This window comes from Roseateles rivi (assembly GCF_043555845.1).
GTDB classification, from domain to species: domain Bacteria; phylum Pseudomonadota; class Gammaproteobacteria; order Burkholderiales; family Burkholderiaceae_C; genus Roseateles; species Roseateles rivi.
Genome location: NZ_JBIGHZ010000005.1, coordinates 130,967 through 156,425, shown reverse-complemented (window position 1 = coordinate 156,425; position 25,459 = coordinate 130,967). Strand labels below are relative to the sequence as shown.

Annotated in this window: 21 protein-coding genes and 1 other RNA gene; 6 read left to right on the top strand and 16 right to left on the bottom strand. The window is 61.9% G+C overall.

Annotated elements, in window-relative coordinates; all coding sequences use genetic code 11:
• Position 1: 1 nt before the first annotated feature.
• The 16 genes from ACG0Z6_RS13385 to gyrA form a co-directional block, all read right to left on the bottom strand.
• Positions 2–1,738, bottom strand: a complete 1,737-nt coding sequence (locus tag ACG0Z6_RS13385) for an ABC transporter transmembrane domain-containing protein (protein ID WP_394462214.1) — start codon at positions 1,736–1,738, stop codon at positions 2–4.
• A complete protein-coding gene (locus ACG0Z6_RS13380) occupies positions 1,735–2,571 on the bottom strand; it encodes a DUF707 domain-containing protein (protein WP_394462212.1) in 837 nt (278 codons plus the stop codon). The genes ACG0Z6_RS13385 and ACG0Z6_RS13380 overlap by 4 nt, the downstream gene beginning before the upstream one ends.
• Positions 2,568–3,668, bottom strand: coding sequence for a UDP-galactopyranose mutase (gene glf, locus ACG0Z6_RS13375; RefSeq protein WP_394462858.1), 1,101 nt, complete (start codon positions 3,666–3,668; stop codon positions 2,568–2,570). Before glf ends, ACG0Z6_RS13380 begins: the two co-directional genes overlap by 4 nt.
• Positions 3,658–4,449 carry a glycosyltransferase family 25 protein gene (locus ACG0Z6_RS13370; RefSeq protein WP_394462210.1) on the bottom strand — a complete coding sequence of 264 codons (792 nt, stop codon included), beginning with the start codon at positions 4,447–4,449 and terminating at the stop codon, positions 3,658–3,660. Before ACG0Z6_RS13370 ends, glf begins: the two co-directional genes overlap by 11 nt.
• Entirely contained in the window at positions 4,446–5,477 is a 1,032-nt protein-coding gene (locus tag ACG0Z6_RS13365; protein ID WP_394462208.1) for a glycosyltransferase, read from the bottom strand. The genes ACG0Z6_RS13370 and ACG0Z6_RS13365 overlap by 4 nt, the downstream gene beginning before the upstream one ends.
• A complete protein-coding gene (locus ACG0Z6_RS13360; RefSeq protein WP_394462206.1) occupies positions 5,474–6,226 on the bottom strand; it encodes a glycosyltransferase in 753 nt (250 codons plus the stop codon). Before ACG0Z6_RS13360 ends, ACG0Z6_RS13365 begins: the two co-directional genes overlap by 4 nt.
• Positions 6,226–7,374, bottom strand: a complete 1,149-nt coding sequence (lapB, locus tag ACG0Z6_RS13355; protein WP_394462204.1) for a lipopolysaccharide assembly protein LapB — start codon at positions 7,372–7,374, stop codon at positions 6,226–6,228. Before lapB ends, ACG0Z6_RS13360 begins: the two co-directional genes overlap by 1 nt.
• Entirely contained in the window at positions 7,364–7,654 is a 291-nt protein-coding gene (locus tag ACG0Z6_RS13350; protein ID WP_394462202.1) for a LapA family protein, read from the bottom strand. The genes lapB and ACG0Z6_RS13350 overlap by 11 nt, the downstream gene beginning before the upstream one ends.
• Positions 7,655–7,672: 18 nt before the next feature.
• Positions 7,673–7,990: an integration host factor subunit beta gene (locus ACG0Z6_RS13345; protein WP_394462200.1), complete on the bottom strand. Its 318-nt coding sequence runs from the start codon at positions 7,988–7,990 to the stop codon at positions 7,673–7,675.
• 170 nt (positions 7,991–8,160) lie between these two features.
• Positions 8,161–9,870: a 30S ribosomal protein S1 gene (gene rpsA / locus ACG0Z6_RS13340; protein WP_394462198.1), complete on the bottom strand. Its 1,710-nt coding sequence runs from the start codon at positions 9,868–9,870 to the stop codon at positions 8,161–8,163.
• Between the two features lie 137 nt (positions 9,871–10,007).
• Positions 10,008–12,050: a bifunctional 3-phosphoshikimate 1-carboxyvinyltransferase/cytidylate kinase gene (locus ACG0Z6_RS13335; RefSeq protein WP_394462196.1), complete on the bottom strand. Its 2,043-nt coding sequence runs from the start codon at positions 12,048–12,050 to the stop codon at positions 10,008–10,010.
• An 8-nt stretch (positions 12,051–12,058) separates the two neighbouring features.
• Entirely contained in the window at positions 12,059–12,955 is an 897-nt protein-coding gene (locus ACG0Z6_RS13330) for a prephenate dehydrogenase (protein ID WP_394462193.1), read from the bottom strand.
• Positions 12,956–12,958: 3 nt separating this feature from the next.
• Positions 12,959–14,071, bottom strand: a complete 1,113-nt coding sequence (pheA, locus tag ACG0Z6_RS13325) for a prephenate dehydratase (RefSeq protein ID WP_394462191.1) — start codon at positions 14,069–14,071, stop codon at positions 12,959–12,961.
• The gene (gene serC / locus ACG0Z6_RS13320; protein ID WP_394462189.1) at positions 14,064–15,203 is read right to left on the bottom strand and encodes a 3-phosphoserine/phosphohydroxythreonine transaminase; all 1,140 of its coding nucleotides are present in this window, start codon (positions 15,201–15,203) and stop codon (positions 14,064–14,066) included. The genes pheA and serC overlap by 8 nt, the downstream gene beginning before the upstream one ends.
• 68 nt (positions 15,204–15,271) lie before the next feature.
• A complete protein-coding gene (locus ACG0Z6_RS13315; RefSeq protein WP_394462187.1) occupies positions 15,272–15,874 on the bottom strand; it encodes a DUF2059 domain-containing protein in 603 nt (200 codons plus the stop codon).
• On the bottom strand, positions 15,871–18,516 hold the full coding sequence (gyrA, locus tag ACG0Z6_RS13310; protein WP_394462185.1) for a DNA gyrase subunit A: 2,646 nt from the start codon (positions 18,514–18,516) through the stop codon (positions 15,871–15,873). Before gyrA ends, ACG0Z6_RS13315 begins: the two co-directional genes overlap by 4 nt.
• Before the next feature lie 255 nt (positions 18,517–18,771).
• Between gyrA and ompA the strand changes: the two genes are divergently transcribed.
• The 6 genes from ompA (at position 18,772) to ACG0Z6_RS13280 (ending at position 24,614) form a co-directional block, all read left to right on the top strand.
• Positions 18,772–19,431 (top strand): outer membrane protein OmpA, encoded by a 660-nt coding sequence (ompA, locus tag ACG0Z6_RS13305; protein ID WP_394462856.1) that lies wholly within the window; start codon positions 18,772–18,774, stop codon positions 19,429–19,431.
• 146 nt (positions 19,432–19,577) lie between these two features.
• Complete coding sequence (ubiG, locus tag ACG0Z6_RS13300) at positions 19,578–20,279, top strand: bifunctional 2-polyprenyl-6-hydroxyphenol methylase/3-demethylubiquinol 3-O-methyltransferase UbiG (RefSeq protein ID WP_394462854.1); 702 nt, start codon at positions 19,578–19,580, stop codon at positions 20,277–20,279.
• A gap of 38 nt (positions 20,280–20,317) precedes the next feature.
• Positions 20,318–20,962, top strand: a complete 645-nt coding sequence (gene gph / locus ACG0Z6_RS13295; protein ID WP_394462182.1) for a phosphoglycolate phosphatase — start codon at positions 20,318–20,320, stop codon at positions 20,960–20,962.
• Positions 20,963–20,977: 15 nt separating this feature from the next.
• Positions 20,978–21,338: a transfer-messenger RNA gene (gene ssrA / locus ACG0Z6_RS13290) on the top strand.
• 200 nt (positions 21,339–21,538) lie between these two features.
• Complete coding sequence (locus ACG0Z6_RS13285) at positions 21,539–22,843, top strand: tyrosine-type recombinase/integrase (RefSeq protein ID WP_394462180.1); 1,305 nt, start codon at positions 21,539–21,541, stop codon at positions 22,841–22,843.
• 1,519 nt (positions 22,844–24,362) lie between these two features.
• Positions 24,363–24,614, top strand: coding sequence for a helix-turn-helix transcriptional regulator (locus tag ACG0Z6_RS13280; RefSeq protein WP_394462178.1), 252 nt, complete (start codon positions 24,363–24,365; stop codon positions 24,612–24,614).
• Positions 24,615–25,459: the final 845 nt, after the last annotated feature.

Genomic DNA, 25,459 nt, shown 5'->3' with positions numbered 1-25,459 from the left:
CTCACTCGTGCTGCATCAATACCAAGCCGGCGTACACGCCAGATTGCGCCATCAGCGCTTCGTGTGTGCCGGACTCCAGCAGCCGGCCATGGCCCAGCACGTGGATGCAGTCGGCATGGCGCACGGTGGAGAGGCGGTGCGCGATGACGATGAGGGTTTTCTTGCCCTGCCACTGTTCCAGGGCCTGCTGCACGGCGCGTTCGCTGTCGCTGTCCAGGGCGCTGGTGGCTTCATCGAAGATCCAGACGGGGGCATCTTTGTAGAGCGCGCGGGCAATGGCCAGACGCTGGCGCTGACCACCTGAGAGTTTGGAGCCGTTGGTGCCCACCGGGGTGTCCAGGCCTTGTGGCAGGGTTTGCACAAAGTCCCACAGCGCTGCGGCGCGCAGCACTTGCTCCAGGCGCGCGTCGTCCCGAGGCTGGGCGTAGGCGATATTGCCCGCCACGCTGCTGTCAAACAGCACGATGTCTTGCGACACCACTGCGAACTGTTGGCGCAGCGAGGCCCGACTCAGTGTTGCAATGTCCAGCCCATCCAGGGTGATGCGGCCTTGGTCTGGCGCGGCAAAGCCCAGCAGCAAATGCACCACCGAGCTTTTGCCCGCGCCTGATGCTCCCACCAAGGCTGTTGTGCAACCGGCGGGGATGCTCAGGCTCAGGGCGTCCAGGGCAGGGCGCTCGGCGCCGGGGTAGCGCAGGGTGACTTGCTCCAGCTGCAGATCACCTTTGGCGCTCTTGAGTGTGGCCCTGCCCTGTTCTTGCTCGGGCTCGCAGTCCAGCAGCTCCAGGCAGCCCTTGAGCACAGACAGTGCCGTGGTGATGGGCTGCATCAAATCGCTGAGGTGGCGCAGGCGAGAGATGAGCAGCAGCAGTGCGGCGAAGTAGGCCAGAAACTCTTCCGCCCCACCGCCGGCTTGTCGCGTCTGGTGAATGGCCAGGGCCACGATGAAGGACAGCCCCACGCTGGCCATGAGCTGCGACAGCGGCTGGCCCAGGGCAGCGGCGGCGGCGGTTTTGAGCGCGCTGCGCTGGGCTTCTTGCGTCAGCTGCGCGAACTCTTGGCGCTCGTAGTCCACAGCGTCGAATGAGCGCACCACGCGCCAGGCGCGGGTGACATCGTCGACCTTGTTCACAAGGTGGATTTGCGCGTCGTAGTTGCGGTCGGCCATGCGCTTGACGCGGTGGTTGATGCGTCGCACCACATAGCCCATGGCCGGGGTCACCACCAAGGCCATGAGCGTGAGCTGCCAGTTGGTCCAAAGCAGCCACAGCAAGATGCCGATGGCGGGCAGCCCGTCGCGCAAAACCGCCATGGCGCTGGCGCCCAGCAGCGAGATGATTTGCTGCGGGTCGTTCACCACCTTGGCCACCGTGGCGCCAGACTGCAGCCGCGTGTAGACCGAAGCGTCAGCGCGCAGCAGCGCGTCCATCATGGCCTGGCGCATGAGCATGACGCTGCGCGTGATGCTGCGGTGAAACAGGTATTGCCCCAGAAAACCAAAAGCCCCACGCACCGCAAACAGCCCAATCAACACCACCGGCACCCACCAAATGGCAAAGGGCTTTTCCCTGAAGCCCGGGCCAAAAACGTATTTGACCAAGGCCGGAATAGCTGGCTCGGTGGCTGCCACGGCCACAAAGGCCAGCACCATCAACACCAGCGCGTTGCGCTGCGGGCGCACAAAAGGCAGGAGTCGGCGCAGTAGGTGGCGGCGGGGTTCGGAAGGGGAGGGGGTCATGTCGCGCTGCGAGTTCTGGCTTGATATCGCCGTTGCCGACGCTTGGCGTTGAGCTGACGCAGTGCCAGTAGTACCCGTTCCCACAGGCTTGGTTTACAGGTTGTCACGATGCCATGTAGCAAGTACTTCTGAGTCCAGCGAGCAGCGCCCAGGTCGTACTCTTGAAGAATTCGGGCTTCGTCGCTTCGAGGGTCCATCTCGGGATTGTTCCGATAAAGGTCGCCACCCAACGGACGCGTGTGCTTCACCGGTGTTGCGTCCAACACGGCGATTGCGTCTTTGCGGCCTCGGCCTGCTAGGTGCGGCCAAACCCAATCCAAGCCCCAGCCACTGCGACTTTGGCCAAATGTGTGCAGGCAGGCCTTCAGTGCGCTCTTTTCAAACAGGGGGGCCATCACTTCCACAAAACTTGTAAAGCGCAAGATATGTTCTGGCCGTTGCAGCAGCACATCCCAGCTGTGATACGAGTCGCGTGTCAGTGCAGGCTGGGCGAGGGCCAAGGCAAATCCGTGAAACAACCCGAACATGCGATTCAACGTTTCAGTGGTCGCGGCCAAGTCATCGTCTGGGAACCAGAACGCGTCGTATTGGTTCAGCAGCTCGGGGTGTTCAGATAGCAAATCCGCAATGCACGACCATTTGGGACCGGGACGTTGTTCGTAGTAGTCGGCATCGGCCCGGTGCATGTCCGCTTGCTTGCCGTAGTAGCTGATGAAGAGGTCGAAGTCGCGGTTGGGTTCAGCAATCCAGCCGCGATGTAGTGATCCGTCGCCCGCGCGCAGGATGACCAAATTGCGACGATTGGGAGTGTGCAAGGGGCTGGGCGTGATCATGGCTGGGTCTCCAGCAGGCCTTGGGCCGCCGTCAGCGCAGTAGCGACGATTTGGTCCATGTTGTAGTAGCGGTACTGAGCTAGGCGCCCAACAAAAGTCACTCCCTGTGCAGCTTCAGCCAGGGCCTGATAACGCTTGAACAGGGCCTCGTTCTCCGGTCTTGGTACGGGGTAATAAGGATCGCCCTCAGCTTGCGGATACTCACGCACGATCGAGGTTCCGACGTGCTGCTGCCCCGTCAAGTGTTTGAACTCTGTGATCCGGGTATAGGCGTGCTCGTTGGGGAAATTGACCGTTCCTACTGCCTGGAACTGCGCGGTGTCGGCAAGATGTTCATGGGCAAAGCTCAGGCTGCGGTAAGGTAATGCGCCGTAGCAATGATCGAAATAGGCATCGATGGGGCCGGTGTAAATGATGTGCGCTCGGGGGTGCTGGTCGCGAATGTCTTTGAAGTCGCAACTGGTGCGTACTGCGATGCCAGGGTGGTCCAGCATGCGCTCGAACATGGCGGTGTAGCCCTCAGCCGGCATGAACTGGAAGCTGTCGCTGAAATAGCGGTCGTCGTCGTTGCTGCGCGTGGGGATTCGCGCAGCAACGCCAGCCGAGAGTTGAGACAACTCCAAACCCCACTGCTTTTTTGTGTAGCCGCGGAAGAACTTGTCGCACAGGTCTAGACCCACTGAGTTCAACACCACGTCTTCGCTGGTCTGCAGCGACTCGCGCGGTTGGCGCACTTTTTCCAGGTAGCTCGGCACTTCGTCTTCACTCAGGTTCAGGCCGTAGAGCTGGTTGATGGTGGTGCGATTGATCGGGATGGGTAGCAGCTGTGCACCGACCTGAGCCAATACTCTGTGCTCGTAAAAGCGCCATGCGGTGAAGCGTGACAAATATTCGAACACCTTCTTGCTGTTGGTGTGAAAGATGTGTGGGCCGTAGGGGTGGATCAGCACACCGTGAGCATCGCGCTCGTCATAGGCATTGCCCCCAATGTGCCTTCGTTTATCGACCAGCAGTACAGCCTTACCAGCTTCAGCCAAAACACGGGCGCAGACCGATCCCGCAAAACCAGCGCCGACAATCAGGTAGTCAGGGTGCATCGTTCCTCTCCAATTCGGGAAATGGATTGCCCTGGCGAGATAGATGCAGGTTCGCCCAGGCATTGCGCAAGGTGTAGGTCCATTGTCCGAGCGCCTTGCGCCAGCGGCGCGCCCACCACTGGCCAAGCTCGCGCTGACCAATCGTGGACACCAGGGACTCGTCGCCAAGTGAGACCGGGTAAGGCCAGAGGCCATATAGGCGCAGTCCCGAACGCCACCAGTGGCGCAAGTCCACATCGATGGGGCGGTAGAAGCGACTGTGAGCGGCGAGCAGCTTGATGGCACCATCGCGACTGAGCAGGTAGGCACCGGTCAGGCTGGGCGGTCGGTGATATCGGATCAGGTCGGTGCCGACCGCTGGAGCCTGCAAGGTCCAGCGCTGCCAGGGCTTCTCACGCTCCCGTCCAACCAGCTTGATCATGTCCCAACGTGGGGGCAGCTGTGCTAAAGATTCAAGCACTGCAGGAAGCTGGGGAAGCAGCAGAACATCGTCTTCCAGCACCATCGCGAGGGGCGCTGAACCATCGGCCAACTGCTGCCAAACCGCAAGATGGCTGGCATAGCAGCCAATCTCACCAAGCGTCATCACTTGGTGATAGCGAGCAGCATTGGCCGCGGCGTCATACAACTGCTCCTGCTGCGCTTCGCTCAGGTCCTTGCCGTATACCGCCTGCACCTGATGAAAGGGAAGCTGCAAGGCATGGAGCTGCTGCGCCATCACCGCCAAGCGCTGTGTGTCACGCGGCAAGTTGATTAAGTAGATGGGGACGGTGCAGCTCACAGGCGCAGAAGGGCGTTGTGTTGACGGCGATAAAAGGCCTCAATGTGCGCCGCTTGATTGGGCAACTGAAAGCCTTCGAGGGGGTATTGCTGCCGGGCGGGCGGCTGTGCAGCGATCGCACGAAGGGCATCGCACAAGGCCGGAACATCTTCGCAAGGAAGAAGAGGTCGCTGGATCAAGCTTTTGAGATGCATGGCTCCCTGGCTCGCACTGGCCAAAATGGGCAAACCCGCATGCATCGCCTCCAAGAACACCAAGCCAAAGGGCTCGCTGCGCGCGGCGCTGACGAACAAATCAAAGGCGGCGAACCAAGCCTGAGGGTTGGATACAAAGCCAGGCATGATCACATCAGCAGGCGCTTGGCGACGCAAAGCAGCCCAATCCCGGCCGTCGCCGACGATCGCTAGCCTTGCATTAGGTAGGGCAGCTTGTCGCCAGGCCTGCAGCAGCAGATCCAGGCCTTTGCTGCGCTCCGTGCGGCCCAGCGCGCCCACCAGCAGGACGTCGTCACTAAGACCCAGTTGCGCACGTAGTGCAGCGCGTGTGCCCGCCGTGGGTAGGGGCGCAACGCTCCAGTTGTCGATTTGTTCGCAAGGTAATTGCGGCGGGACGGCCGCCAGCTGCCAGGGTGCAATGGCGATAAGCGCATCCAGCTCCCTGTGTTGCTGTGACTTGTAGTGGATATGCAAAGTGGCTGTACGCAGGGTGCGGCCGCGCGGAAGAGCGGCTACAGCCTTGCAAGCCTGGCTCAGGTGAGCGTGGGCGACATCGGGACGCAGACGCTGCAGCACTTTGCACGCCGCATAGCTGCGCATCAATTTCCAACCACCCAGCAGATGAATTTGTACCTGGGCATCGACCCGATGTGCCAGGGCGTCATCTCGGTTTTCTGCTGCGCTACGCGGCAGGATCAGGCTGACTCGATGGCGTTGCGCCTGCCAGTTGGCCAGTTCCAGAGCGTAGCGTTCACTGCCAGCAAAACGGTCGGTGAGCAGCACGTGGCAAATATGCAGACGATCGTCACTCATTCGCGCCAATGCCCCGCGATCCAAGGTGCCGCTTTGGCCTTGCGCCAATTGCCGTTGCTGCGCCCGGCCAGGGCATCAGGGGGGTTGACCACGCCGTGGAAGATCAAGATGCGCGCGCCGGTCGGGATACTGGGTGCACGTAGGTAGTTCAAGGGCCAGCGCGGGATGCAGTGGTATTTGTAGCTGGCGCACCAGCGTTCGTCCCAGTACTGCAGCTGGCCTTTTTGCTGGATTTCGTCCGAGAGGTAAGCCTGCTCGTTGCGGAACTTGGCGCGGATGCTGTCGAACTCGCGGCGGAATTTGGCCAGTACGTCGGCGTGCGCGCCCAGCCTGAAGCGGTAGACCGAGGAGTTGCCGGTGATGCGCCAGGGGCGCTTCCAGTCGTGGATGATGAGGAACTCGCCCGGGACTTCAAAGAAGGGGGTGATGTCGTCGACGATCACCACGTCCAAATCCAGAAACAGGGCTGTGCCGCGCAGGCCGTGCAGGTCGGCCTCAAAGGTGGTGAGCTTGGTCCAGCCGCGCTCAGGCGTGCCTGGCGGCAGGGCCAGCGCGGGGATGGGCAGGCACTGCACTTCGGGGCGTATGCCCTCGCTGCGGTCGGTCAGGCAGACAAAACGAAAGGGGCCGCGCAGGTGCCGTGCCACCATGGCGTAGAGACGGTTGACGTACTCGGGGCCGTACTTGGTGCCCCATTTCATGCACAGGATGACGCGCTCTGGCGTCGGTGTCGCGGCAGGGGCGGACATCACAATTCCTCGACGTGGCGTGGCGGGTAGCTCTCCCAGCTCAAACAGCCCGGGCACTGCCAGAAGTAATGCTGCGATTCAAAGCCGCAGGCGGCGCAGCGGTAGCGCCGCAGCGGGCGCAGTGCCTGCTTCAGCGCGGCTTGTACCAGAGTAGCTTCGCTGGCGTCGAGCTGGGCGTGGGTTTGCTCCAGTAGAGCCGCCGCCGCACTGAGGCTGGGTTCGTGGCGCAGATGGGTGTTGAGGCGTTCGCGCCGCTGCTGGTCTTGTGTTTGCAGCAGCGCCAGCGCGTCCAGCAGCGCCAAGCTGGGCCGCTGCTGATAAAGGCTTTGCAGCTGCTGCAGCGCTTGTTCTTGTCGCCCACAGCCTTGTGCTGCGCGAGCGTAGTCGCTGGCAGCCAGATTGAAGGCGTCCGGATTGGCACTCACCAAGGTGGTCAGTGCCTCAAAAGCCTGTTGCGGCTGGCCGTCTTGCATGGCCATTTGGGCCAGCAGCACATGGGCGCGGCCGGACTGTGGCGCGCGTGCACGGGCTTGCTGCAGCAGTGTCAGCGCGGCGTCGGCGTGTTGCTGGGCGCGGGCCTCCAGCGCTTGCTCGCAGCAGTAGTGAGCAATGCGTGTGGCGAAGGAGCCTGCACCGGCGGCTTCCAGGTGCCCGGCCATTTGTGCGGCCTTGCTCCATTCGCGCGAGCGCTCGTAGAGCGACAGCAGCGCTTGGCTGGCGTCCAAGTCGAAGGCGCTGTCTTTGAGCTGCGCATAGGCTGCTTCAGCGCGGTCAAACAGGCCGGCCTTGAAGAAGTCTTGCGCCAGCGCGTACTGCGCGCGGTCGCGTTCGGCTTGGGGTAAGTCGGCGCGCGCCAGCAAGTGCTGGTGCACACGCACGGCGCGCTCGTGCTCGCCCCGGCGGCGAAACAGATTGCCCAGCGCAAAGTGCAGCTCGGTGGTGTCGGGGTCGGATTGAACGGCTTCGATGAAGGCGTCAATGGCTTTGTCTTGTTGCTCGTTGAGCAGCAGGTTGAGGCCTTTGAAATAGGCACGCGGCGCGTCGCGTTGTTCGCGGCGCCACTGGCGTGAATCCCATTTGGCACCCAACCACCCCAGCGCGAACACCAGGGGCGCGCCAATCAAAAGCCAGCTTGGGTCAAATTCCATCAGGATGCGGGGGCACAGGGTCAGCGGGAGCCGTTTGAGTGGCCGCGGCACGCCGCGCCTCGACACGGGCGATGCGGCGCTGGCGCCACCACCCGGGCAGCATGGCCAGGACGCCAAAGGCGCAACCCAGCGCAAAAACCAGCAGCACCACGATGATCAGTGGGGCGTGCCAAGTTTGCCCAAAAAACCAATGGACACGCACTTCTTGGCTGTTGTTCAGCGAGAAGGCAAACAGGGTGAAAAACACAAAGGCTCGAAAGAGCCAAACCAGCACACGCATGGTGCGGATTCTAGGCCCTCAGAGAGAGGAATTGCCATGGAGTGGGGCGCAGGCGACTGGTACGTCGACCGCCTCGCGCAGGGCTTTGCCTGGCTTGAAATGGGGTACGCGCTTTTCAGGGATGAGCACTTGCTCGCCGCTGCGCGGGTTGCGGCCTTTGCGCGGTGGGCGCCGGTTCACACTGAAGCTGCCAAAGCCGCGAATTTCAATGCGGTGGCCACGGGCCAGCGCGTCGGACATGGCGTCCAGAATGGTCTTGACCGCGAACTCGGTATCGCGCTGAGTGAGCTGCGTGAAGCGCTCGGACAGGAGGTTTACCAGGTCTGATCGGGTCATGGGCATCTCACAAGTACACAGTGGGAGAGGAAAAGGCCCACCGCAAAGGGTGGGCCTGTGGTCCCAATTGCGCTGCTGCAGCGCTCGCGCACTGCAGCAGCAGCCCAGAACAGGGATCAACACGGAGAGGGTGGCGTGCGCTTGGGCTGCGCCGCCCTATGCCCGTGAGATCAGTTGCCCTGGTTGTCCAGCTTGGCGCGCAGCAGTGCGCCCAGGCTGGTGGTGCCAGCGTTTTCACGCTCGTTGGACTGCGACAGGCGGCTCATCGCTTCTTGCTGGTCAGCGCTGTCCTTGGCCTTGATCGACAGCTGGATGCTGCGGGTCTTGCGGTCCACGTTGACGATGATGGCGGTGACTTCGTCGCCTTCCTTCAGCACATTACGGGCGTCTTCCACGCGGTCGCGGGAGATTTCCGAAGCGCGCAGGTAGCCGGTGATGTCTTCACCCAGATCGATCTCGGCGCCACGGGCGTCAACCGTCTTGACCTTGCCGGTCACGGTCTGGCCACGGTCGTTGACCGACACGAAGGTGGAGAAGGGGTCGCCATCGAGCTGCTTGATGCCCAGCGAGATGCGCTCGCGCTCGACGTCCACAGCCAACACCACGGCGTCGACTTCCTGGCCCTTCTTGTAGTTGCGCACAGCGGTTTCGCCGGGCTCGTTCCAAGACAGGTCGGAGAGGTGCACCAGGCCATCGATGCCTTGTGCCAGGCCCACGAACACGCCGAAGTCGGTGATGCTCTTGATGGGGCCCTTGACCTTGTCGCCGCGCTTGACGTTCTCGGCGAACTCTTCCCAGGGGTTGGCGCGGCATTGCTTCATGCCCAGCGAGATGCGACGCTTGTCTTCGTCGATCTCCAGCACCATGACTTCGACTTCGTCGCCCAGCGAGACAACCTTGGAAGGAGCCACGTTCTTGTTGGTCCAGTCCATTTCGGAGACGTGCACCAGGCCTTCGATGCCGGGTTCGATCTCGACGAATGCGCCGTAGTCAGCGATGTTGGTGACCTTGCCGAACAGGCGGGTGTTGGCCGGGTAGCGGCGCGAAACGCCGAACCAGGGGTCGTCGCCCAGCTGCTTCAGGCCCAGAGACACGCGGTTCTTCTCGGCGTCGAACTTCAGGACCTTGGCGGTCAGCTCTTGGCCCACGGTCACCACCTCGGAGGGGTGACGCACGCGGCGCCATGCCATGTCGGTGATGTGCAGCAGGCCGTCGATGCCGCCCAGATCCACGAATGCGCCGTACTCGGTGATGTTCTTGACCACACCTTGCACGATAGCGCCTTCGGACAGGGTCTCCAGCAGCTTGGCGCGCTCTTCGCCCATCGAAGCCTCAACCACAGCGCGGCGGCTCAACACCACGTTGTTGCGCTTGCGGTCCAGCTTGATGACCTTGAATTCCATGGTCTTGCCCTCGTAGGGGCTCATGTCCTTCACGGGGCGGGTGTCCAGCAGCGAGCCGGGCAGGAAGGCGCGGATGCCGTTGACCAGAACGGTCAGGCCGCCCTTGACCTTGCCGGAGACGGTGCCGGTGACGAAGTCGCCAGACTCCAGCGCGGTTTCCAGGCTCAGCCACGAGGCCAGGCGCTTGGCCTTGTCGCGCGACAGGATGGTGTCGCCGTAGCCGTTTTCGATGGCGTCGATGGCCACCGAGATGAAGTCGCCGACTTGAACTTCGACTTCGCCTTGGTCGTTCTTGAACTCTTCGACGGGAACGTAGGCTTCAGACTTCAGGCCAGCGTTGACGACGACGAAGTTGTGCTCGATGCGAACGACTTCTGCCGAGATGACTTCGCCAGCGCGCATGTTGGAGCGCTGCAGCGATTCCTCGAACAGGGCGGCAAAAGATTCGCCACCGAAGGCGGTTTGGGTTTCGGACATGGTGTGTGCAAGCCCATGCTTGCGGGTTGGGTTGGTGAATACACCGCCCCCAGTGAACTGACGTTCGGCGGGAGGGGCGGCGCTCCGGTGGGCTTCTCAGGCCCGGGGCTCTTCGGTGCGGTGGCTGCGTGGACGCATCACGCCGCAGGGAAGGGCCTGCGCTCTTGCCACCAAGTCAGCACCAGATCACGAGATTGCTCAATGGTCTGTGCCGAGTTGTCTAGCAAGAGCGCGTCTGCGGCGGCTCGGGTGGGCGATGAACTGCGGTTTTGATCCCGCGCGTCCCGCGCTTCCAAGTCTGCACGCAAGCTCTCGATATTAGCTGAAATCCCCTTGGAAATCAATTGCTTATGCCGCCTGTCCGCGCGCGTTGAGGCGCTGGCGGTGAGGAAGACTTTGAGATCGGCCTGCGGAAACAGCGCCGTTCCCATGTCGCGCCCATCGGCCACCAGACCGGGCAGGCGTCGAAAACTGTGCTGCAGCGCCGTGAGTGCCTCACGCACTGGCGGGTGAACTGCAACCTGCGAGGCCATCAGCCCCGTGGCTTCCTCGCGCAGCGCGGCGCTGACTTCTTCTTCGCCCAGCCAGATCTCGCCGGCCACAAAGCGCAGTTGCAAACTCGGCACCAACGCGGCCACAGCCTCGCCATCAGACAGGTCCAGTCCGGCGCGTGTGGCGGCCAAGCCGGTCACGCGGTAGAGCGCGCCGGAGTCCAGCACTTGGTAGCCCAGCGCATCGGCCACCTCATGGGCCAGCGTGCCTTTGCCCGATGCAGTGGGGCCGTCGATGGTGATGACGGGGATGTCCTGCGCGTGGGTGCGCACCACACCAAAGAGGGTCTCGAAGTAATCCGGGAAAGTCTTGGCCACGCATTTGGGGTCGAGGATGCGCACGGGCAGGCCCGCAGCCTGCGGTGCTCCCGCGCGGATGCCATTGAGCGCTGCCAGCGAGAAGCACATGGCCATGCGGTGGTCGTCGTAGGTATGAATGGCTGCAGCACGCCATTGCGACAAGGGCTGGATTTGCAGCCAATCCGGACCTTCTTCCACCTGGGCGCCGAGGCGCCGCAGCTCTGTGGCCATGGCGCTGAGGCGGTCGGTCTCTTTCACGCGCCAGGACGCAATGTTGCGCAGCCGGCTGGGGCCATCGGCAAACAACGCCATCACGGCCAGGGTCATGGCCGCGTCGGGGATGTGGTTGCAGTCCAGGTCCAAGGCGCGCAGCGGCCACAGACCGCGACGCACTTCAATCCAATTGGGCCCGAGCTCTACCTGCGCACCCATGGCCTGCGCGGCCTCGACGAAACGGATGTCGCCTTGCACCGATTGCGCGCCCACACCCTCGATGCGCAGCGGCTGCTCGACGGCCGCCATGGCGCCCAGGGCTACAAAGTAGGAGGCCGAAGAGGCATCGCCTTCAACGTAAATACTGCCGGGCGAGCGGTAGCGGCTGCCTGCGGGGATGACGAAGCGGCGCCACTGCTCGTCGCGCTGCACCGTCACACCAAAGCGGGCCAGCAGCTGCAGGGTGATTTCGATATAGGGCTTGGAGATGAGCTCCCCCGTGACCTCGATCACCAGGTCTTGGGTGGATTGTGCGTCGCTGCTCAGCAGCGGGAAGGCCAGCAGCAACGCGGTCAGGAACTGGCTGGATACATCGCCGCGCACGCGCACCGCTTGATCGAGCTTGAGCGCGCAGGGGCCGCTCAGGCGCAGCGGCGGGTAGCCGGGCTGCCCCAGGTCTTCAATCGTGCAGCCCAGAGCGCGCAGAGCGTCGACCAGGTCGGCAATGGGCCGCTCGTGCATGCGCGGCACGCCGCTGAGCTCCATCTGCCCGCCTTGGCGTGCCGTCAGCAAGGCCAGCGCGGCGGTGAGTGGGCGCATGGCTGTGCCCGCATTGCCCAAAAACAGACTGGCTTGTTTCACCGCCAGCTGGCCGCCCAGCCCCCGCACGCGCAGGGTGCGAGCGTCTGGCTGCGTGATCTCGCAGCCGAGCTGGCGCAGCGCCTGCAGCATGACGTGGGTGTCCTCGGACTCCAGGATGTCGTGAACCAGGGTTTCGCCTTCAGCCAATCCGGCCAAGAGCAGTACACGGTTGGAAATGCTTTTTGAGCCGGGCAGCTGCACCGTGCCCACCGCGCTTTGCAGGGGCGGCAGGTCCAAATAGGCAGTCGTAAACATGGGGGAATTCAGACCTTGGGTTTGACAATAGCGCGGCGTCGCGAGCTGGGTTCTTGCCAGCGGCTGCGCCCTTCAGAGGCTTGTCTGAGCACGCGCTCCAGGCCGGAGCCGTCTTCCTCTTCCAGCGCGCGTTCCATGGCGTCGAGCTGGTGGCGGAAGTGCTTGAGTTGCTGCAGCAGTTCGCTGCGGTTCGATAAAAAGATGTCGCGCCACATGCCAGGTTCGCTGGCTGCAATGCGCGTGAAGTCGCGAAAGCCCGGGCCGGCCAGGCTCATGAAGTCGCTGCCAGAAGTCTGCGCGGCCACGGCGTTGAAGTAGCTGTAAGCCAGCAAATGGGGCAGGTGGCTGACCGCGGCAAAAGCCGCGTCGTGCAGCCGGGGCTCCATGCGCAACACGCGGCAGCCCAGGGCGCTCCAAACATCGATGGCTTTTTGCACCAACTCTGGCCGGTTGCTGGGCAGCGGGGTCAGCACCACTTGGCTGCCAAGGTACAAATCCGCGTCCGCGTTGGCCACGCCCGATTTTTCTTTGCCCGCTATGGGGTGGGCTGGCACAAAAGACTCGATGTGTTTGCCCAGTGCTTTTTGCGCCGCCAGCACCACATCCTGTTTGGTTGAGCCCACGTCCATGACCAGGGTCTGCGGCGATACCAAGTGGCGTATGGCTCGCAGCGTCGATTCCGTGGCCGACACCGGCACGGCCAGCAGCACCAAGTCAGAGCCTGACGTGGCCAGCAATGCAGAGTCCGCCACCACGTCCACGACACCCAGGCGCCTGGCTGCCTCGGTGGTGGAGGGCGATTTGGAGTAGCCCACCACGCGCCGCACCAGCCCGGCCTTCTTCAGGGCAAGGGCGAAGGAGCCCCCCATCAGGCCGCAGCCAATGATGCCTAGTTGCTGGAACATGTCTTAAGTCTTGATTGGGTAAGCGCCAATCACCTTGAAGAAAGCGCAGAGTTGACGCAGCTCCGCCAGCGCCGCGGCCACATGCGGCTGCGAGGGGTGCCCGTCCAAGTCGATGTAGAAATAGTATTCCCATTGCCCGGTGCGCGCCGGGCGGGACTCCAGCCGCGTCATCGAGACCCCATGCGTTTTCAGCGGCATGAGCAAATCGTGCATGGCACCGGGCCGGTTGGGGACGGAGACGATCAGGCTGGTGCAATCGCGCCCGCTGGCTGGCGGCGTACCCATGGTTTGCGGCAGGCAAATCACGGCAAAGCGCGTGCGGTTGTAAGCCTCGTCCTGCACCGCGTGAGCGGCAATGTGCAGGCCAAACAAGGAGGCGGCACGCTCGCTGGCAATGGCAGCCCATTCGGGGTGCTGGGCTGCCAGCCGTGCGCCTTCAGCGTTGCTGGAGACGGCGCGGCGCTCAGCGTCGGGCAGGTGCTTGTTCAGCCAATGTTGGCATTGCGCCAGGGCCTGCGGGTGTGCCAGCACAGCCTGCACGCCTTGCAGTGAATTGCTCTGGCGCAGCAGGTTGTGGCGAATCAGCAGGCTGACTTCACCGATTTGGTGAGCAGGCGTGTGCAAGAACAAATCCAGCGAGCGCGTCACCACGCCCTCGGTCATGTTCTCCACGCCCACCACGCCGTACTGCGCGCTGCCGCAGGCCGTGGCGTGAAAGACTTCGTCAAAGCTCGCGCAGTAGATCAAATCGGCCGCGCCGCCGAAGTACTCAATCGCCGCCAACTCGCAAAACGTACCCACCGGGCCCAGCACGGCGACGCGCTGGGGAGATTCCAGCGCCAAACAGGCGGACATGATTTCCCGCCACACGGCGCTGACATGTTCGTCCTTGAGGGGGCCTTGGTTGGCGCTTTGAATCTTGGCAATCACCTGCGCCACCCGGTCAGGGCGAAAGAATGGTGTGCCTTCACGTCGCTTGACTTCGCCCACTTGCTCCGCAACGCGTGCGCGCTGGTTGAGCAGGGACAGCAACTGGCTGTCGAGCGCGTCGATTTGATCGCGCAATGCCAGCAGTTCAGGGTTGGCTTGAGGTTCTGGTGCCGTGGGCTCAGCCATATTGCAACTCGAATTCCTTGAGATAGCGCACCAGTGCTTGCACGCCTTCTATGGGCATGGCGTTGTACAGCGATGCCCTCAAACCCCCTGCAGATTTATGTCCTTTGAGCTGAAGCAGCCCGCGCTCTTGGGCGCCAGTTAAAAACGTCTCGTACAGCGCGTCGGATGCGCGCTGTGCCTTCAAGAAGAAGGGAATATTCATGCGCGAGCGCGCCGCCACGGCCACGCGGCTCTCAAACAGCGGCGATGCATCCAGCGCTTCGTAAAGCAGTGCGGCCTTGTCGATGTTGCGCTGCTCTACGGCTGCCAAGCCGGACAGGCCACGGTATTGCTGTGCCAGCAGCCACTCGAACACAAGCCCTGCCACGTAGATGCCAAAGGTGGGCGGCGTGTTGAACATGGACTCGGCCTTGGCCACGGCCTCATAGTTCAGGGCTGAGGGGCAAGTGGCGCTGGCATGGCCCAGCAAGTCTTCGCGCACGATCACCAGGGTCAAGCCGGCGGGACCGATGTTTTTTTGCGCCCCCCCAAATGCCAAGCCGATGCGCGACCAGTCAATGCGACGAGAAGCGACATGGGAAGAAAAATCGACCACCAGCGGCGCATGGCAACCGAGCGCGGCCAAGTCGGGCAGCTCGTGCATTTCCAGGCCATCAATCGTCTCGTTGCTGCAGACGTGGACGTAAGCGGTGTCGCGGCGCAACTGCCAGCTCGATGGCGAGGGGATCTCGGTGTAGCGGCCTTGCGCATCGGCACCTTGGGCCACCACCTGCACATCGGCGTATTTGCGCGCCTCAGCCGCACTCTTGGCCGACCAGGAGCCGCTGACCACCACGTCCACCTTGCCGCTGCCACCGCGCTGCGCCAAGTTCATGGGCACGATGGCGTTGTGCGCCAATGCCCCGCCTTGCATGAACAAGATGTGGAAGTGCTCGGGTACGGCCAGCAGCTGACGCAAATCGCGCTGGGCTTGGTCCGCGATGAGCTTGAACTCTTTGCCCCGGTGGCTCATCTCCATCACGCCCATGCCACAGCCGCGCCAGGACAACATGTCTTCGGCCACTCGTTGCAGCACTGCTTCGGGCAGAGCTGCCGGACCGGCGGAAAAGTTGAACGGACGTTGCTGAGTCATGGGGCGGTGCCGAGGCAGACGCTAAAGGGGGCTCAGCGCCAGGGACTGTGCCTGGCGCTGCCACAGGTTTACTTCTTGGGGCTATCGCCCTTGCCAGCAGCGGGTGCCACACCCAGGTGCTTGCCAACCGCGTTTTGCAGCGCATTGAAGCGCTCGTCCATGGTCTTGCCTGCATCGGCCATGAGCTTTTCGGACAGCGTGCGCTGCAAGTCCGGCATGGTTTGGCTCAGCTTGCGGTTCACCGGAGACTCCAGCCAGGCAATGGCCTGACGCAGTTCGTCTTCGCTGAAACGTTCATCCAACACGGGAGACAGTGCGCTCGGCGCTACCTTGACGGCCCGTTCTTTGAGGAAGGCCGTGTTGGTGTCGAGGAACTTGCGCACATCGGCCTCAATGGCCTTGGCGGCAGCTTCGCGTTTGTCTTGTGGCAGCTGTTGCAAGGCATTGCCAGCGCGTTGCATCAGCTGCCCCACAGGCGCTTGCAACAGGCCCGCAGCAACAGCTTCACCGCCACCGAGCTGCAACTGCACCAGCTTAGCAATCAGTGCCTTTTTGGCGGGAGAGGTGGCCGAAGCAGGTGCTTGGGTGGAGCTGGCTGCAGTGCTTTGTGCCTGAGCCAGGGGAACCACGCCCAAAAGGGCGGCCAAAATCAGCGGGTGATGGAGTTTCAAGAGTTGTCCTCGTCTGACGCAGTCGGCTCGCCATCTTCGGGGGCATCCACCCCTTGGTCGTTGGCGTCGTTTTCCACGATACGTTGCAAGCCCGACAGTTTGGCACCGTCATCCAGGGCAATCAGCGTCACCCCCTGAGTTGCGCGTCCCAGTTCACGAATTTCCGCGACGCGGGTTCGCACCAAAACGCCGGTATCGGTGATCAGCATGATCTCGTCTTCCGGGCGCACCAGCGTGGCGGCGACCACGCGGCCGTTGCGCTCACTTTGCTGGATGGCGATCATGCCCTTGGTGCCGCGGCCATGGCGCGTGTACTCCACGATGGAGGTGCGCTTGCCGTAGCCGTTTTCCGTGGCGGTCAGTACGCTTTGGCTTTCGTCCTCGGCCACCAACATGGCGATGAGGCGCTGTTCGGGCTCCAGCATCATGCCGCGGACACCGCGCGCTTGGCGACCCATGGGGCGTACGTCGTTTTCGTCGAAGCGCACAGCCTTGCCGCCGTCGCTGAAGAGCATCACATCATGGTGCCCGTCGGTCAGCGCGGCGCCAACAAGGTAGTCGCCCTCATCCAAGTCCACGGCAATGATGCCGGCCTTGCGCGGATTGCTGAAATCCTTGAGCGAGGTCTTTTTCACCGTGCCCAGGGCCGTGGCCATGAAGATGTAGTGGTCCTCAGGGAAGCTGCGGAACTCGCCGGTGAGCGGCAGCACCACATTGATTTTTTCTTCAGGCTGCAGCGGGAACATGTTCACGATAGGCTTGCCGCGCGAATTGCGCGAACCCTGCGGCACTTCCCAGACCTTGAGCCAATACACGCGCCCACGATTGCTGAAGCACAGCATCCAGTCGTGGGTGTTGGCGATGAAGAGCTGATCAATCCAGTCGTCATCCTTGGTGGCGGTGGCCTGCTTGCCGCGGCCACCGCGACGTTGGGCTCGGTACTCACTCAAGGCCTGACTCTTGATGTAGCCCGTGTGTGAGAGCGTCACCACCATGTCGGTGGGGGTGATCAGGTCTTCGGTGCCCAGCTCTTGGGCGTTGTGCTCGATGACGCTGCGGCGTGCGCCCAGCTTGGTCTGACCAAACTCTTGACGCAGCTGGGTGAGCTCGTCCGTGATGATGATGGTCACGCGTTCGGGCTTGGCAAGGATGTCCAGCAAATCGGCGATTTGCGCCATCACGTCGCGGTACTCGCCAACGATCTTGTCTTGCTCCAGCCCGGTGAGGCGTTGCAGGCGCATCTGCAAAATCTCACCCGCTTGGTCGTCCGAGAGGCGGTAGAGGCCGTCGGGCTGCATGCCGAACTGAGCCGCCAAGCCTTCGGGGCGGTAGGCATTGCGGCCGCCTGGCGTGTCGGACTCAGCCCGCGACAGCATCTCGCGCACCAGTGAGGAATCCCACGCTCGGGTCATCAACTCTGCCTTGGCCACAGGGGGCGTGGGCGAGCGCTTGATGATGGCGATGAACTCGTCGATATTGGCCAGCGCAACCGCCAGGCCTTCCAAAACATGACCCCGCTCACGGGCCTTGCGCAGCTCGTAGACGGTGCGCCGCGTGACCACTTCACGGCGGTGCTCCAGGAACACCGAAATGAGGTCCTTCAGATTGCAGAGCTTGGGTTGCCCATCAATCAGGGCCACCATATTCATGCCGAAGGTGTCTTGCAGCTGCGTTTGCTTGTAGAGGTTGTTGAGCACCACCTCAGGAACTTCACCGCGCTTGAGTTCAATCACAACGCGCATGCCCGACTTGTCGGACTCGTCCTGGATGTGGCTGATGCCCTCAATCTTTTTGTCATGGACCAGCTCGGCAATGCGCTCGAGCAGGGTCTTTTTGTTGACCTGATAGGGGATCTCGTCAACGATGATCGCTTGCCGGTTGCCGCGATCGATGTCCTCGAAGTGGACTTTGGCGCGCATGATCACCTTGCCGCGGCCCGTCCGATAGCCTTCGCGCACGCCGTTGAGGCCGTAGATGATGCCGGCCGTCGGGAAGTCCGGTGCGGGCACGATTTCCATCAGCTCATCGATGCTGCAATCGGGGTTCTTGAGCGCGTGCAAGCAGGCATCGACCACCTCGTTGAGGTTGTGCGGCGGAATGTTGGTGGCCATGCCCACAGCGATGCCGGCACTGCCATTGATGAGCAGCTGCGGCAGACGGGCGGGCAGCACGAGCGGCTCTTTTTCCGAGCCGTCGTAGTTCGGTCCGAAATCGACGGTTTCTTTGTCGATGTCGGCCAGCATGTCGTGGGCGATTTTGGCCAGGCGGATTTCGGTGTACCGCATGGCTGCGGCGTTGTCCCCGTCCACCGAGCCGAAGTTACCTTGCCCATCCACCAGCATGTGGCGCAGCGAAAAGTCCTGCGCCATACGCACGATGGTGTCGTACACCGCGCTGTCGCCGTGCGGGTGGTATTTACCGATCACGTCACCGACGATACGCGCCGACTTCTTGTAGGGGCGGTTCCAGTCGTTGTTGAGCTCGTGCATGGCGAACAGCACGCGCCGATGCACTGGTTTCAATCCGTCTCGGGCGTCGGGCAGGGCCCGTCCGACGATCACGCTCATCGCGTAATCCAGATACGAACGCCGCATCTCCTCTTCGAGGCTGATGGGCAGGGTTTCCTTGGCGAACTGGGTCATGCGCGAAAGGGGCACTGGTGCCCCAGCCTAGAGGTCAACGGAGCCCCCGATTCTAAGTGGGCGTTCTTGTCTCGCTATCGCAACATCATGTGCATGTGCACCATGAGCTGCCGCCACAATGAGGGCGTGTTGTTGCTCTATGGCACAATCTTTCGGTTCCTGGGGAAAACCCAAATATCGGGTCATCCTTTGGGTGGTGTCGATATTAACTGGATGACTCGCAGGGCAACTGCGGCTTTCCTTGAGAGGAGAATCATGAAGAAATTGAATCGCGTGGCGTCGCTCTTCGCATTGGCTGCTGTGGCCGCTTCGGGCGCTATGGCTCAAACCGTGGATAACTGGCGTGCTACCGACGGTACCGTCTGGAAAAACGGCACCAACGAACTGTGCTGGCGTGACAGCAACTGGACTCCGGCTACCGCCGCCAAGGACTGCGACGGCGCGCCGAAGCCTGTGGTGAAGCCTGCTTCTGCACCGGCACCTGTTGTGGCAGCTCCCGCTCCTGCGGCAGCACCAGCACCCGCTGCAGCTCCCGCTCCGGCCAAGCCCGTGAGCGAGAAGGTAACCTATGCCGCTGACGCCTTCTTTGACTTCGACAAGGCTGTGTTGAAGTCTGAAGCCAAGACCAAGCTGGATGACTTGGTGTCCAAGACTGGCGCCATCAATCTGGAAGTGATCATCGCTGTGGGTCACACCGACAGCGTCGGCTCTGATGTCTACAACCAGAAGCTGTCGGTTCGCCGCGCTGAAGCCGTGAAGGCCTATCTGGTCGGCAAGGGTCTGGAAAAGACTCGCGTCTACACCGAAGGTAAGGGTGAGAAGCAGCCGGTTGCTGACAACAAGACTGGCGAAGGCCGTGCCAAGAACCGCCGCGTCGAAATCGAAGTGGTTGGTACCCGCACTGTGACCAAGTAATCGCCTTTCCGGCCTTTACCGGCCAAGTTACTTAGGCTTGGCCGATAAACCCTGCTGCAGCGCTGCTTCAGCAGGGTTTTTGATTTTCCGGCCAGTGGTTTTCGGTGCAATTGCACGGGCTGCTGACTTCAATATCTTTGGCATCTATGACAAACGTCGATACCAACGAGCTCCAAAAATTCAGTGACTTGGCTCACAAGTGGTGGGACCCGGAAAGTGAGTTCAAGCCGCTTCATCGCATCAACCCGCTGCGCCTGGATTGGATTCAGTCTTACGCACCCTTGCGGGGCTTGCGAGTTCTGGATGTTGGTTGCGGCGGCGGCATCCTGGCTGAAGCCATGGCCAAGCAGGGTGCCGAAGTGCTGGGCATTGACTTGGCAGTGAAGTCTTTGAAGGTTGCGCAGCTCCACGCCATGGAATCTGGTGTGACATCGCTCGCCTACAAAGAGATTGCGGTGGAGGCGCTCGCGCAAGAACAAGCCGGCAGCTTTGATGTTGTGACATGCATGGAGATGCTTGAGCACGTCCCTGACCCCGCATCCGTTGTGCGCGCCTGTCATGCGCTGGTGCGCCCCGGTGGCTGGGTGTTTATGTCTACGCTCAACCGCAACCTCAAGAGCTTTTTGTTTGCGGTGGTGGGCGCGGAATATGTGCTAAAGCTCTTGCCGCGCGGGACCCACGACTACGCGCGTTTTCTCAAACCGGCTGAGCTCGCGCAAATGGCCAGAGACGCTGATCTGGACGTGATTGGCGCGCGTGGCCTGAGCTACAACCCGCTCACGCAGCGATATGCCTTGGGTGAGGACACCGACGTCAACTACCTGTTGGCGACAAGGCGGGCGCTGTGAGGGCGAAGGCACTGTCGGACGCCACTCAGGTGAGGGCTGTGCTGTTCGACCTTGACGGTACCTTGGTCGATAGCGCACCTGACTTGGCCGCCGCCGCCAACGAGTTGCGACACCAGCAAGCCTTGCCCCCTCTGCCGCTGGAGCAGTTGCGCCCGTACGTTGGTACTGGGGCGCGCGGTATGTTGGCTGTGGCGATGAATGTGGGGCCAGACGATGCGTCTTTTGAGGCTCTGAGGCAAGACTTTTTGTGCCGCTACGAACGCATCATGCTGGAGCGTACGGCGTTGTTTGCGGGCGTCGAGTGCCTTCTGCGAAGCTTGGAGTCTGATGGCATGCCCTGGGGCATTGTGACGAACAAGGCTGAGCGATTTGCACTGCCCATCGTGCATGCGCTGGGGCTGAGTGCGCGCGCTGCTGCGGTGATTGCAGGCGACACCACCCCCTATGCCAAGCCTCATCCGCGGCCTTTGCTGGAGGCTGCTGTCCGCATGGGTGTAGACCCAGAATTTTGTCTCTACCTAGGCGATGATGCGCGAGACATGCAGGCTGCTCGCGCTGCAGGCATGGGGGCGGTCGCTGCAGCTTGGGGTTACCTGGGGCCGGGGGCAGATGTGAATACTTGGGCCGCAGATGTCGTGCTTCAGGCACCGCAAGATCTTTTGGCGCTATTTGAGATGGCATAATGAACCACCCTTTCAGGGGCCGACCTGGTTTCGACGTGGGTGCGGATCTGGAGTAGGGCATGCCGAGCACCAGTTCGCTCGTAAAACCACTGGAAACAAAGTAACTGCAAACGACGAAAAGTTTGCCCTCGCTGCTTAATTAGCACGAGGCTCAGCAACAGTTGGCCTATGGGCTGGGGTGGCAACACCTGCTGAGTCATTCACATAGGCTGGTTCCGGATTGGGCTGCACAGCACGGGACGAGATCTAGCAGCTGGCGGTGTTCAAAGCGTGCCCCTGCGCGTTGACGCCGTGAGAATCAAATCAGACGGCTAAGCATGTAGAACTGCCCGGTGATGGCTTACGGACGCGGGTTCAATTCCCGCCGGCTCCACCATTAGTACTTCCGGTAATGTCCCGGAACATCCAAAAGGCCCAAGTAAATCAACGACTTGGGCCTTTTTTTCGTCTGCTGACTTCCGGGTAAGTCCGCCAGCTTCCAGCGATTGACCGGGTAACTTTCCGGGTAACTTGAGCTACCCGGGTAACATGCGCGCCGAGTTACCCGGTTCAGTGCCGGGCTTAGAGGCAAGCAAGATGGCAGCGAGCGACCTACTCTCAGATAAAACGATCCGGGCCGCACTCAAGGTGGCAGGGCAGGCCGACAAGGCGCGAAAAATCAGCGACGGTGGCGGGTTGGTGCTTGATGTGAGGCCAACGGGCGCGGGCTGGTGGCGCTTGCGTTACTGGCTGGATGGCAAGGAGCGCATGCTTTCCCTTGGAACGTACCCGGATACATCGTTGGCGCAAGCCCGGGCGAAGCGGGATGAAGCCCGCCGCCTGCTGGCAGATGGGCAGGACCCTAGTGCGGCCCGGCAAGAGGCAAAGGCTGCAATGCAGCGCAAGCGCCAGGCAGAACAGTTGGCGGACGCGGGTTTGCCGCCTGAAGGTTCTTTTGAGGCTGTCGCGCGTGAATGGCTGACCCGAGTGCATCAAGTCAAGGTCAGCGCAGGCCATGCCGAACGCACCCGCATTCGACTAGAACAAGATGCTTTCCCTTGGCTGGGGCGGCGGCCCATCGGGGAGATTGAGGCGCCCGAGTTGCTGCAAATGCTGCGCCGGGTGGAAGGGCGGGGGGCAATTGAAACGGCGCACCGAATCAAGGACGCCTGCGGGCAGGTGTTCCGCTATGGCATTGCCATCGGGGCATGTGCGCGCAACCCCGCTGCCGACCTGCGAGACGCCTTGCAGCCGGTCCAGACAAAGCACCATGCGGCAATTGTTGACCCGGTGCAGGTTGGCAAGCTGCTGAGGGACATGCACGACTATCAAGGCAACGCAATCACGCGGGCGGCCTTGGCCTTGTCCGCGCTGCTGTTGCTTCGGCCTGGTGAGCTGCGGCACATGGAATGGGCTTGGCTTGATCTTGACGCCGGGTTGTTGACCGTACCGGCTGAGGTGATGAAGCGCAAGAAAGCCGACAAGGCGGACGGCCCGCCTCACCTGGTGCCCCTGGCAGCGCAAGCGGTGGCGGTCCTGCGTGACCTGGAGCCTTTGACGGGTTCGGGGCGGTTTGTCTTTCCGGCCCTGACCAGCAAGCAGCGATGCATGAGTGAAAACACAGTGCGCAGCGCTTTGCGCCGGTTGGGCTACGGCAATGACGACATGACGGCCCACGGGTTCAGGGCCACGGCCCGCACCATGATTGCAGAGCGCCTGGGCGTACCTGCCGAAGTGATCGAGGCGCAACTTGCCCACGCGGTGGGTGATGCGCTAGGGCGGGCCTACAACCGGACTCAGTTTGCCGACCAACGCCGCGCCATGATGCAGTCATGGGCCGATTACTTGGACAAGCTGCGCAAGGGGGCCGATGTATTACCCATGCCCAGCAAAGCCGCATGACGGCTTGCTGAAGCCACATCAACACCAAGGGGCCGCAAGGCCCTTTTTGTTTGCCCGCGCGGTGGTGGTGGTGGGGCGGGGATCACTATTGCGCCAACTTTTGAGGGTGTGCAGTGCGCCAGCAAAGAGAACGGAAAGCCAGCCAACGGAAACGGATCAACGCAAATCGTCCCGAAACGCACGAAGGCAACGGGAACACGGGAACACGGCGCCAGGGCGGAGACAAAAACCGGGCAAGAGGGCCCAATTGATAGAGGTTCTAAGCCATTTGCAGAGCGAGACGATGCCCCAAAAAGGGCGGGAACAGAGACGGGAACAGAGCGGGAACAACGGGAACAGAAGAAGGAATGAGGAAATCAATATTCATATCAATATCCACATATACAAACCCTGCCTTCCGCCTTTCGTCCGCTGCGCCCTGGGGTAGGCATGAGGGAGGGGGGTACAAAAGTCTCAGGGTGCGACCCCAAGGACCGATCGGTTAGTCGGATTTTTGAGGCGAGCAAAAAATACCCCCGGGGGGGTTCAAGGGTGAGGGGCTGAGGCCGGGTGCGGGTCCTTCCCGAGGCGTGGACACGTGAGGTCGTTCGGGCCGCGTGGCGTGGGCGGTTCCGGTTTTCCGGGCTGGGTTGACGCCCTGGGTTGACGGTATGCCTTGCGGTAATGGTTGACGGTTGACGCGGCGCCGACTGTCCGCGCATCCCCTGGCACTGAATCTCGTTGGATTTTGGCAACAAACTGGGGACTTTGTGCGCATAAATATTCCCTACCCCCAGCATCCAAGTCGCGCCGATTTGAGCCTTCCAAGGCGCAGTTTGTTCGGTTGAAATTGCCCGACTTCAACAACAGACAGAGCGAAGACACCAAGAACACTAACGGAGACGGGGCTATCAACCACTCGAATCAGGGTTGACGCATTGCGCTGCCGCTGCGAAAGCGAACCCCATTTAGCAAGTCAAGCCCATCGCTTCGCGCCTAGAAAAACCAACGCAAACAGTTTTAGGCAAATATGAGGTTGGCTAACATTGTGTCTTGCTGCATCCATCAGCGTGCAGCAAGACATATGGGCTTGTGCAGCCTGAACGCCGGTTGGAGCGCCTTTCGGGGCCTTGCGGCAAGCGGCGCACAGAGCCCTGCCAAAACCACGGGAGAAGACTTAACGGAAAGACGTACTGCCACCAAAGGCGATGCGCACAAATGCGAGTGACGGACAGTCGCTCAAAAGAGAAGACCGAGATGGCGGCAACCACCCCGGCCTTGATGTGACGCGAAGCCACAGCGACTTAGCCCGACCGGGCGATGCCTGGTCGAACCCGCGTTCAAGTTCACGCTTGAACGCTTCCGAGCGATCCCCCGCCAAGTTTGGCGGATGGCTCCCTCTTTGGAGTCCTTGGTTCCCCCAAGGAGTTCACAAGACGTGAATCCTACTACCCCTGTCATTTTTTCTGCCAAATCAGTCAAGTCTGAAATGGCGATATTCGCACAAGGCACAAGAAAAACTTGTGTGATTGAGGGTGCTGTGGCAGCCCATCGACCCATCGGCCAGGACTTGGACCGCCCCACTGCGGGCGCGTCGTCCCGTTTGGTCAAGCTGCCCGAGGTCATGAACTTGACCGCACTTTCGCGCAGCAGCGTGTACGCCAAGATGAAGCAATCCGGCCCCGACCGCTTCCCGGCCTGCGTGGCCGTGGGAGGCCGCGCCGTGGCTTGGCGCCTGGTTGATGTGCTGGCCTGGATCGACAGCAGGCAAGCCAAAGCCCCCGCGTCTTGATCGACCTGCCCTAGCGCCCTCTGCGCGGCGCTTCGTGCCCTGACCGCCTTTCGCATTTGATGCCTTCCCCTGGGGTGGCATTGGTGCTGCGCCCTGGGCTATTGCTTTCCGCTTTGTGTCGCTTGCTACCGAGCAGGCGTAATGCCATGAATCAAACTTCCAGCTGCGAGGTCCAATCTCGCCACCCCGTCGCCCGGGCGCGCCTTGCCGCCCCGGTCGAACGGCGTACCTATACCCCACGCCAAAAGCGACAGATGCGCCACCTTGTGCTCTTTGCAAGAGCCCGGGGGCGCATGAGTGATGCGCAAGCCATCTTGCACTTGCATGCACTGCAACCTTCAGAGGCAAGCCAAGATCACGGAATGCCTATTGCCATGAGCCCGCACGGCGCGGTGTATGGCTCGCTGTGGGCCGAGAGCTTGGACACCTACGCTTCCACGCCAAAAGAGGCGCGTTGGCTAGCGTTGTGCGCCCGCCAGGTCTTGGTGGCCGAATGGCGCCCCAACTTGTACGCCTGCGACTTTGAATGCAACGGGCAGCACTACCGCGCAGAGTTACACCTGATCCATGACGCCAAGCAGCCAGGGCGAACACCTGTCATGCGCTTGTTGGTGACTGCGCGCGCTAGCGGCGCCCTTGTCTCTCAATCGGTTGCGCTTCCCTGGGATCAACTGCGGCGAGCTGATGACATCCATACAGACGCCACGGCGCCATGCGTGGATGCCAGCGAAGAGGCCCGGAAGTGGGCCACTGCCTGGGCACGGTCTGACGCGCCGTCAGTCCAACAAGAGGCCGCAAAGGCCATGGCGCAAGCCCGGCATGAGGTCGCGGGCGAACACTTCAAC

Excerpts from the sequence above, each read along its gene's own strand:
- ACG0Z6_RS13385 (WP_394462214.1), bottom strand. The coding sequence starts at position 1,738 with ATGACCCCCTCCCCTTCCGAACCCCGCCGCCACCTACTGCGCCGACTC.
- ACG0Z6_RS13285 (WP_394462180.1), top strand. The coding sequence starts at position 21,539 with ATGGCAGCGAGCGACCTACTCTCAGATAAAACGATCCGGGCCGCACTC.
- ACG0Z6_RS13330 (WP_394462193.1), bottom strand. The coding sequence starts at position 12,955 with ATGTTCCAGCAACTAGGCATCATTGGCTGCGGCCTGATGGGGGGCTCC.
- ACG0Z6_RS13350 (WP_394462202.1), bottom strand. The coding sequence starts at position 7,654 with ATGCGTGTGCTGGTTTGGCTCTTTCGAGCCTTTGTGTTTTTCACCCTG.
- rpsA (WP_394462198.1), bottom strand. The coding sequence starts at position 9,870 with ATGTCCGAAACCCAAACCGCCTTCGGTGGCGAATCTTTTGCCGCCCTG.
- gyrA (WP_394462185.1), bottom strand. The coding sequence starts at position 18,516 with ATGACCCAGTTCGCCAAGGAAACCCTGCCCATCAGCCTCGAAGAGGAG.
- glf (WP_394462858.1), bottom strand. The coding sequence starts at position 3,668 with ATGCACCCTGACTACCTGATTGTCGGCGCTGGTTTTGCGGGATCGGTC.
- ompA (WP_394462856.1), top strand. The coding sequence starts at position 18,772 with ATGAAGAAATTGAATCGCGTGGCGTCGCTCTTCGCATTGGCTGCTGTG.
- ACG0Z6_RS13360 (WP_394462206.1), bottom strand. The coding sequence starts at position 6,226 with ATGTCCGCCCCTGCCGCGACACCGACGCCAGAGCGCGTCATCCTGTGC.
- ACG0Z6_RS13365 (WP_394462208.1), bottom strand. The coding sequence starts at position 5,477 with ATGAGTGACGATCGTCTGCATATTTGCCACGTGCTGCTCACCGACCGT.
- ubiG (WP_394462854.1), top strand. The coding sequence starts at position 19,578 with ATGACAAACGTCGATACCAACGAGCTCCAAAAATTCAGTGACTTGGCT.
- serC (WP_394462189.1), bottom strand. The coding sequence starts at position 15,203 with ATGACTCAGCAACGTCCGTTCAACTTTTCCGCCGGTCCGGCAGCTCTG.
- pheA (WP_394462191.1), bottom strand. The coding sequence starts at position 14,071 with ATGGCTGAGCCCACGGCACCAGAACCTCAAGCCAACCCTGAACTGCTG.
- lapB (WP_394462204.1), bottom strand. The coding sequence starts at position 7,374 with ATGGAATTTGACCCAAGCTGGCTTTTGATTGGCGCGCCCCTGGTGTTC.
- ACG0Z6_RS13380 (WP_394462212.1), bottom strand. The coding sequence starts at position 2,571 with ATGATCACGCCCAGCCCCTTGCACACTCCCAATCGTCGCAATTTGGTC.
- ACG0Z6_RS13345 (WP_394462200.1), bottom strand. The coding sequence starts at position 7,990 with ATGACCCGATCAGACCTGGTAAACCTCCTGTCCGAGCGCTTCACGCAG.
- ACG0Z6_RS13335 (WP_394462196.1), bottom strand. The coding sequence starts at position 12,050 with ATGTTTACGACTGCCTATTTGGACCTGCCGCCCCTGCAAAGCGCGGTG.